Origin of the sequence: Streptomyces sp. YIM 98790 (genome assembly GCF_011421595.1) — a bacterium.
Taxonomy (GTDB): domain Bacteria; phylum Actinomycetota; class Actinomycetes; order Streptomycetales; family Streptomycetaceae; genus Streptomyces.
In genome coordinates this window covers 1-2042 of the sequence record NZ_WTLH01000366.1, presented here as the reverse complement: position 1 = coordinate 2042, position 2042 = coordinate 1, and the positions used below count along the sequence as shown (strand labels likewise).

Sequence of the window (2042 nt, the reverse complement as noted above, 5' to 3'; positions counted from 1 at the left end):
GGGATGGTGGAAGACCAGCCCGCCCGGGCCCGCCTGACCGGCCTGGCGCCGCAGCGCGGCGGCAACCCGGCCGGACAGCGCCACCCAGCCGTGGCTGCTGCGGGTCTTCGGCGTGGTCAGCACCAGGCGGTTGTTGTCGACCGCCGAGAGGGTGCAGCGCACCAGCAGCAGCCGCTGCTCCAGAGGCACCTCCCGCCAGTGCAGGCCCAGGGCTTCGCCCTTGCGCAGGCCGGTGCCGATCATCACCTCCGCCAGATCCGCGAACAGCGGATCACGGTCTGGCAGTAGGTGAGGAACCGGCCCGCCTCCGCAAGCGTCCACACNGGCGGTTGTTGTCGACCGCCGAGAGGGTGCAGCGCACCAGCAGCAGCCGCTGCTCCAGAGGCACCTCCCGCCAGTGCAGGCCCAGGGCTTCGCCCTTGCGCAGGCCGGTGCCGATCATCACCTCCGCCAGATCCGCGAACAGCGGATCACGGTCTGGCAGTAGGTGAGGAACCGGCCCGCCTCCGCAAGCGTCCACACTCGCCGCTCCCGTGCTGCGGGGCGGGGGATGACTGCGGGGCGGGCGGGGTTGCGGGCCAGGCGGTGCTGGCGCACTGCGTCCCCCAGCGCACTGGAGAGCGTGGCCAGACAGCGGTAGACCGTCACCCGGCCACGCCCCCGGGCAAGCTCACCCCGGGCGAAAGCGGCGATATGCCCGTGGCACAGGTCATCCAGCCGGATCCGGCCCAGCTGGGGGATGAGATCGCCGCGCACGTAGTCCCGGTAACGGGCATACGTGGTGGGCTTGAGGGCCAGTTCCTTGCCCGCGAGCCAGGTGGTGAGGTACTCCCCCGCCGTCTGCGCAGGGTCCGCCCGGAACCCGGCCATCTCCCCCTCTAGCAGCCGGCGCAACGCCGCCCGCGCATCTTCCTCACCGGCGAACCCTCCGCGCCGCACCGTCGCCCGGCGCCGCTCCGGGTCCACCACATCCACCGCGAACGTCCAGCTGCCGTGCCCCGGATCGGCCGCCAGCCGCGGACACCTCGCACCCAGCTGACGACGGTCCCCGTCCCGGCACCCGCACCGCCGGTACACCCGCCCCCGCTCACCCACGGAACGCATCGGAACCACTTCCCACAGTCCGCACGATCCCCGAGAACCCCATTGTCAGCCGCCACGACGCCAACCACACGACCACACCGCGACCACCACCCCACCGGCCTGCGACGATCCCTTGTCGAGGCCACAAGGCCAGGAGCCCCGAAACGATCACATCGAGATCAAGTCGACGGATCCGGGTCAGTCGAATACCTGGAACATTTCTTGACGGGGAAAGCCCTCCCATAGCCCCCAGTTCTCTGGGCCGCGTTCCATGATCGCCAGGAGGAACTTCACGACTCCGCCGTCGAAAGTGGTCCAGTAGTCGTTATCGGTCACCACGATCACCGGCCACTTCTCGGGGTCGACGCCTTCAACGCGCCAAAAGAAGAGGTCTCCCACGCTGGTTGTTCCCCAGGGGAAAAGGCCAGGCTCCCCGGGGTGCGGGACGTAGCTGTGACTTATTCCATTCTTGGCCCACGAACGCACGATGCCGAGAAGCCTCTGAACGTCTTCGATGTAGGCTGCTTCAAGTCCTGGGGAGGGCTTAACGAAGCTGAAGTCATCCATTTCGAAGTCGTGCAGTTTCTCGGATATCTCCATGAAGTCGCCGGGGAATTTCAGCCCAAACTTTTCTTCGAGGTGTTGCCAGTCGATCATGACCGGCTCCGGGCGGCGGCAGTTCTGGAGTACAGGAATTTTCCGGTACAGCTCTTCCAGTATCAGCATGTATCCTGTTCCTCCTCTGTGTTCTCCACAAGCGCATCGACGAAAATGCCACTCTCCCGGGACGAAGCGCGCATGCTATTGATCCGGAACGGTTGAGTTGCCTGCTCGTTGGCAGGGCGTGATCGAGGTTGAGGACGCGCGTCGGCTGCATCCTGCCACGCGGGAGGTAGTGCGGCTGCGGGTGGTGGCCGCGCTGGAATCAGGGCAAGTGCGCACCTACCGGCGGGCGGCCG

General features: G+C 67.1%; 2 protein-coding genes and 1 pseudogene. All 3 read right to left on the bottom strand.

What is annotated here, in order from left to right; translation table 11 throughout:
- A pseudogene (locus GQS09_RS28065) lies at positions 1–243 on the bottom strand (site-specific integrase); the annotation flags it as partial.
- Positions 244–441: 198 nt separating this feature from the next.
- Positions 442–975 carry a hypothetical protein gene (locus GQS09_RS28055; protein WP_207958383.1) on the bottom strand — a complete coding sequence of 178 codons (534 nt, stop codon included), beginning with the start codon at positions 973–975 and terminating at the stop codon, positions 442–444.
- A gap of 306 nt (positions 976–1281) precedes the next feature.
- Complete coding sequence (locus GQS09_RS28050) at positions 1282–1809, bottom strand: hypothetical protein (RefSeq protein ID WP_165990322.1); 528 nt, start codon at positions 1807–1809, stop codon at positions 1282–1284.
- Positions 1810–2042 lie beyond the last annotated feature (233 nt).

Bases quoted from the DNA above. Each gene is read 5' to 3' on its own strand.
- GQS09_RS28050 (WP_165990322.1), bottom strand. From the start codon at position 1,809: ATGCTGATACTGGAAGAGCTGTACCGGAAAATTCCTGTACTCCAGAAC.